This window comes from Streptomyces sp. NPDC033216 (genome assembly GCF_055577115.1).
In genome coordinates, this window is the sequence record NZ_JBVIQK010000054.1 from 1 (window position 1) to 5,902 (window position 5,902).

The window sequence follows — 5,902 nt, forward strand, 5'->3', positions numbered from 1 at the left end:
ACCCCCCCCCCCCCCCCCCCCCCCCCCCCCCCCCCCCCCCCCCCCCCCCCCCCCCCCCCCCCCCCCCCCCCGCCTGGTTGCTGGGCAGGTGGGTCGTTGAGGTAGGCGTTGAAGCGAGGGCTGTCACACAGGACGTCGGGAGGGCGTTCGTAGGCGGGGAGCCGGGAGTGCCGACCGACGCCAGGGTCAAGTGGGGCCGATGCTGCGCGCTAGCGCCGTGACCCTGTGGGTGATGGTGCTGTCGCTGTGCCGGAGCGATCAAACAAGAGTGTCTATGCAGTTGATCGCTTAGACGATGTGGACTCGTTCGGTGTTGCCCTCTTCGTCGCGCAGGAGGACCTCCTTGCCTTCGGCCATTTGTTGGGCGAGGAAGGCGTAGACCTGGACGGCTCGGTTGATGACGTCGGTCTTGGACAGGCCGGTGAGCCGCATGAGGGTGGCGACTGCTTGGACCGCTGTGGCGATGAGGGTAACGGTGAAACGTTCGTTCTCGGTGCGTACGGCATGGAGTTTGTCCGCCTGACGGGGCATGCCTCTCAGCCTCCTTCGGAGTGGGGACGGTGCCGGGCGGCACTTCTGGCTCCCCATCATGACATCCTCGCACCTGAGATGCACCATTTCGGTGCTCAATGTATTCGGGAGGGGTGCATTCCGGCTGCTGTCGATGCGGAAGACTCACCAATCTGGTGACACGCCGGTGTACAGCAGGTCTTCAGTCGTGTATTTTTGTGGCGCGGCATCCGCCGTGCAGTCGATCAGAAGGGGATCTCCAAGCGGCTTCATCCAGGCCAGCGGTTGAGCGGGAGATGCCTAGCCCGCTGCTCTGCCCTCTACGACACATAGGGGCGAGCTGCTGGCTGGGATCTGAGATCGAGTTCAGACATGCGCCGATCCGGGGTGCATGGCTCGATCGCCGCCACCATGGAGGTACCCAGCCCTATGATCGACAACTTCACGCAGGCAACCACCACGCCCCGCTGCGGCGAGCAGCCGTCGGTGCAGGCCGAGACGCGGATCGAAACCACCCTCGTCGACCAGGTGGAAGTACCCACCAGCGACGCCCAGGTGACCATTGAGGTCACCAAGGACAAGTTCAAGGTCGCAATGCGTGTCCCGGGCGCTCACACCGGTCAAATGATCAATGCCTCGACCCGTGTCCTGGGTCTCGTCGGTTCCGTTATCGGCCCTCTCGTGCTGCTCAAGGTCTCCGTGGACGTCCCGATGCCGTGGGAGGGGATCTGGTCCCTGGCCGTGGTGGTCGGGCTCCTGCCCGTCGCCCATGTCCTGCTCGGTAACCGCCACGACAAGCGGTAGCCGCAAGCACCTCCACATCTGACCGCATGACTCAGCGCCGGACTTCCTGTCCGGCGCTGAGTTGTGTCTGCTTCCTGCACTATGTCAGCTGATGAGCTGGCTGAGCATGTGGCGGGTGCCGGTATCGCTGGTGTGGATGTGGGTGGTGTGGGTGCCGCGGGTGAGGAGGACGCGGTAGGTGTTGAGGGCGTAGGGGAGGTATTGGTCGGGGGTGAGGTGGCGGAGGTCTTTGTCGCGGCTTTCTTCGGGGTGGGCGTGCCACCGGCCGTTACTCCAGGTGAGGTCGGGGCCGATGATGACGCCGGAGTGGTGGTATTCGAGGCCTTGGGCGGTGTAGATGCAGCCGATTTGCTGGTGGCCGCCGCTGTGGCTGGCCCACAGTTGGCTGTGGGGGGCGATGGGCTGGCCGTCGTGGGGGTCGGTGAGGGCGGTGGCGGCGTTCCAGGCGGCGCGCCAGGTCCTGGTGGGGGTGCCCGGGCTGGTGGCGTGGACCTGGATTTCGATGTCGAGGGGGAGGGAGGTGGCGCCGCGGGGACGGGTACGCGTCCAGGACCAGCAGAACCCGGCGGTGGTACGGGCGGTATGGCCCTGCGCGGTGGCGAGTTCGACTCCTTCCTGGAGCTGGAAGGGATCGTCTGCGAGACGCAGGTCGTATCCGGCGTGTCCGGTCCAGGACTGGGGGGTGCCGTACAGGAGGGCGTCGACCCAGGCGGTGTAGGCGGCCGAACCGCTGCAGCGGAAGGAGCCGGTGAGTTCCAGGCGGTGGTGCACCCGGCCCAACCGACGGACGGCGTCGCTGATCTCTTCGACGGTAGTGCCTTCGTCGGGGCGGATGATCTGCCGTTCGTCGAGGAAGACCACGGCCAGTGGCACCTGCTCGAGCACGGCGGCCAAATCCGCCGGCACACCGCGCGCACCGCCTCGCTTGAGGCGCTGGGCTTCGTCGATGACGAGGGCGCCGGCCTGGCGGGCGATGCTGCGCAGGGCGCCGGCTGAGGGGAACAGTTCGCGGGCGGCAAGGTGGCCGCGGGTGGCGTCTAGGAGGTGGGCGCGCAGGGTGCCAGAGGGGGTGATGAAACGCGGGGCGGCGTTGGGGTGCTGGCGCATGAGGTAGCCCAGGAGCCGCACGGCGAGCGCGGTCTTGCCGCTGCCCGGGCCACCGCTGACGGTGACGATGGCCCCGCTTCCCGTATCGCTCTGCCCGTTCGGCCTCTGAGCGGTGCCGGCGTCGAACGCGGTCAGGTAGTGGGAGGCAGCGGCACGGATCCGGACGAACGCGTCCTGCTGGTCACCGACCAGCGCGAAGGCGCGGTGGCCGGCTAGGTCGGCGCCGACGTGGTCGAGGAGCCGGCTGGACGGCGTCCACCGGATGTCCTCGAACGCCGCCACCTGCCCGGCATCCGGCGCCACCAGATCCCCGCAGCACAGCAGCCCCGCCAGCGCACCGGCGGGCCCGGACAACTCCTCAGCCGTCAGCACTGGGATACCGACGTCGCCACCGGCACCCGTAACCAGAGCCGCCCCCTCACCGGCGGTGGCATTGTGCAGCACCACCACCCCACGCACATCCAGCCCCGGCGCACCCTCGGGACGCCAGTGCTGAAAGAAACTGCGGTAGGCAGCGACCTGATGGACCGGATGGGCCGTCACCAGCCCGTCACTGCGCATCACCCGGTCGGTATCAAGGACGCGGCAGGTCTGCCACTGCTTGAGTTCGACGATCACCAGCCGGAGCATCCCGTCCGTCGTGGCACCGACCAGCAGAGCGTCCAGGCGACGCCCGCCGCCCGGGGTGCCGTACTCCAGATACAGCTGCAGATCCGACAGCCCCGCCCGCACGAGCGCCTCCAGCAACGGCGGCCAGCTATTGCGCCAGCTGCGCACCTCGGCCTGGTCCGGCGTCCCGAAGCCTGCTGCCGCGTACCGCTTCACGCACCCGTCGATGAACGTCGGATCGCCTGCCGATGCGGCGATGTCGCGCACTCGGCCCGCCGCCACGCACGGCAGACCAGCCGCCGGTTCTGCGGCCGTAGAACCGCTCGCGCGCTGCCGCGGTACCGCGCCGCCGCGCGCTGTTGTGGTCGATGGATCGTCGGACATGCACTTCCCCCTGTTGTCCGCCCGTGCTCCAGCGTGCGGCTGCGGGACCCGCCGGGCTCCGTCGGCGCTGCTGAGGCGTTGTCAGTGGCCTTGCCGGGGCTCGAAGTTGAGCCCATGACATCTTGCAGGCTATCTCAAAGTAAAACCTATCGACCACTCGATAAGAGCATGCTTATGATGCTCTGCATGAAGAGTTCGACGTTCGTCATGGTCCACGTGGGTCAGAGCATCGAGTCCCAGCGCAACCTCGAGCACGGCATCGAGACCCTCTCCTGGGGCTTTCCCCAGAAGAAGCCGGAGTACGACGACGGCGCCCGCCCCCGGTTCGCCGTCCTGGCCACCGGCGCCTCACCTCGCGTCCAGCTCGCCGACTGGCTCCAGGGCGCCGCCACCCTCTACCTCTTCCAGGTCCGCGGCGGCTTCTACGAGGGCAAGGCTTGGCACTGGCCCGACGAGGAGGCCGAACGGCGCCTGAAGTACCCCCAGCGCTTCGGCATCGAACCCCTGGCCAAGCTCGACAACGTCCCCCTCGGCCCCCAAGGCCCCCTCACCGAAGCCGGCAGCGACGCCATCCGCCGCTCCGGTACCGACCGCGGCATGGGCAAGCTCGTCCAGATGCCGGCTCAGCGCCTCCTGGAACTCGCCGGCATTCCCTTCGACCCCGACGACCCCGAAGACGTCCCCCTGGACAAGTCCCCGGGCTTCACAGCCGAGCAGGTCGAAGGAAAGAAGAAACCCCAACGCCGACGCCGCGGCGCCGGCTACATCTCCGACCCCAAGAAGCGCAAGGCCATCGAAGAGCACGCCGAACAACGCGCCACCGCCCACTACGAAGCACAGGGCTGGACGGTCGAGAAGCTCGGCAAACCCTACGACCTGCGCTGCACCCGCGGCACCGACGAACGCCACGTCGAGGTCAAAGGCACAACCGGCGCTGCCACCAGCGTCGAACTCACCATCAACGAGGTCCTGCACGCCCGGGACAAGGACAACACCGTCGACCTCTACGTCGTCAGCGACATCAAGGTCGACACCGTCACCGACCCTTACACCGCCAGCGAGGGCACGGTCTCGCACTACCTCGACTGGGAGCCGGCCGAGGAGGACCTCCGCCCCCGCAAGTACGAGTACCGCCTCCCGGACCCCACCGCCTGACTGCAGAGCTCCGGCCGCAGGAAGTCGACGGGCTGACGCCCGGTCACCTGTCCTGCGGCCGGAGGACCTCATGGTGCTACCCGGCCCACATGCCCACCTGAGCGGTCCCAGTTCGTCCGTGCAAAGTAATAGAAACGGTTGCGGGCCCTGGGCAGGGTTTGCTTAACTGTTTTCAGGCATCCAGGGACAACGGATCCAGAGCTCTGTCAGAGGGGCCTGATAGACTGTCATAGACAGCAACGAGGAAGGGCATAGAAGACGCCTCCAAAGCCCCTTGGAGCGAACCTGACGGGTCGACAGAAGGCCCCTATCAGATGTATGATAGATAGAGAACAAGGGCAAGTCGTACCTTTAAATCAAGCATCACTCGAATCATAGCCACACTTGTATTTTGCGCCGGAGGTCACCATCCTCCGGCATAATTTTGCCCAAAAACGACCACTAATTGTAATCAAGGAATCACTATGAGTATCAACAATCAGAAAACAGAAGACCAGACTGCTAACCAGGAGCAACAGGAAGGACAGAGAAGCAACCGCCGGCTCCGTGACAAAGTAAGGAAGCTCAAGGTAATCGGCCAGGGCATCAATCTTATTGGTAACCTCATCAGGATTATCGAGTTCTTCGGAGGCCTATGACAAATCCTCCGCAGTTCGATAAGGCCCGTGAACATCACGAGGCCATTTTTTTTACCCTGAACCAGCAAACATAACTCCCGTGTACAACTAGAAAAATAGCAGCAAGCAAAGATGCGCAACAATGAAGGGAGGGACAATGATGGAGACTTCACAAAGAAAACCCCAACCAAAATAGCGAAACAAAACTCTGCCGAGAAAACTACCGAAAATACATAGGTTCGCTCCAGGGTGGGTCTGAGGAACATTGTGAAACACAACCCTCAGACCCACCTGGACGCACCCGGGTGGTTCAGGACGATTCCAGAGTTAAGCAGAGCTACCTTTTGAAGCACGAGGTGGACTGGTTCCGCCAGGGCTACATGCTGCATCACGTGATGCAGAGCCACCACCCCGGCCACCCCCTCCCTCTTGCTGCCCGGGCCGCAGGCCCGTTGGCCGTCCCGCGCAGCGGGGCCGGCCTTTGGGGCGCGCAGCGCCCCTGGTGGCTAGAGCGCAGCGGAGGCCACCTTGCGGGGACGTAGTCCCCGCAGCTCCGGGAGCGCAGCGGACGGAGCGTCACCAGCCCGGCGCAGCCGGGCTGGTGAGCTGCTCGCGCAGCGAGCAGCAGCGCTCCCGCGGAGCGGGAGCGCAACACCCGCGCGCAGCGCGGGTGTTCGCTTGCACATCGCGCAGCGATGTGGTACCCGCTCCGCGGG

At 65.6% G+C, this 5,902-nt stretch carries 5 protein-coding genes; 3 read left to right on the top strand and 2 right to left on the bottom strand.

Annotation, left to right across the window (positions count from 1 at the left end; translation table 11 throughout):
* Positions 1–288: 288 nt before the first annotated feature.
* The gene (locus ACZ5Y0_RS36695; RefSeq protein ID WP_452786629.1) at positions 289–531 is read right to left on the bottom strand and encodes a hypothetical protein; all 243 of its coding nucleotides are present in this window, start codon (positions 529–531) and stop codon (positions 289–291) included.
* 408 nt (positions 532–939) lie between these two features.
* On the opposite strand from ACZ5Y0_RS36695, the gene ACZ5Y0_RS36700 reads away from it, so the two are divergent.
* Positions 940–1,314 (top strand): hypothetical protein, encoded by a 375-nt coding sequence (locus ACZ5Y0_RS36700; protein ID WP_469132968.1) that lies wholly within the window; start codon positions 940–942, stop codon positions 1,312–1,314.
* 84 nt (positions 1,315–1,398) lie between these two features.
* Here the strand turns inward: ACZ5Y0_RS36700 and ACZ5Y0_RS36705 are convergent, their stop codons facing one another.
* Complete coding sequence (locus tag ACZ5Y0_RS36705; RefSeq protein ID WP_469132969.1) at positions 1,399–3,414, bottom strand: DNA/RNA helicase domain-containing protein; 2,016 nt, start codon at positions 3,412–3,414, stop codon at positions 1,399–1,401.
* Between the two features lie 186 nt (positions 3,415–3,600).
* Between ACZ5Y0_RS36705 and ACZ5Y0_RS36710 the strand changes: the two genes are divergently transcribed.
* Both ACZ5Y0_RS36710 and ACZ5Y0_RS36715 read left to right on the top strand, forming a co-directional pair.
* Entirely contained in the window at positions 3,601–4,569 is a 969-nt protein-coding gene (locus ACZ5Y0_RS36710) for a protein NO VEIN domain-containing protein (protein WP_469132970.1), read from the top strand.
* Positions 4,570–5,033: 464 nt separating this feature from the next.
* Positions 5,034–5,207: a hypothetical protein gene (locus ACZ5Y0_RS36715; protein ID WP_469132971.1), complete on the top strand. Its 174-nt coding sequence runs from the start codon at positions 5,034–5,036 to the stop codon at positions 5,205–5,207.
* Positions 5,208–5,902: the final 695 nt, after the last annotated feature.

Bases quoted from the DNA above. Each gene is read 5' to 3' on its own strand.
- ACZ5Y0_RS36695 (WP_452786629.1), bottom strand. From the start codon at position 531: ATGCCCCGTCAGGCGGACAAACTCCATGCCGTACGCACCGAGAACGAA.
- ACZ5Y0_RS36705 (WP_469132969.1), bottom strand. From the start codon at position 3,414: ATGTCCGACGATCCATCGACCACAACAGCGCGCGGCGGCGCGGTACCG.
- ACZ5Y0_RS36715 (WP_469132971.1), top strand. From the start codon at position 5,034: ATGAGTATCAACAATCAGAAAACAGAAGACCAGACTGCTAACCAGGAG.
- ACZ5Y0_RS36700 (WP_469132968.1), top strand. From the start codon at position 940: ATGATCGACAACTTCACGCAGGCAACCACCACGCCCCGCTGCGGCGAG.
- ACZ5Y0_RS36710 (WP_469132970.1), top strand. From the start codon at position 3,601: ATGAAGAGTTCGACGTTCGTCATGGTCCACGTGGGTCAGAGCATCGAG.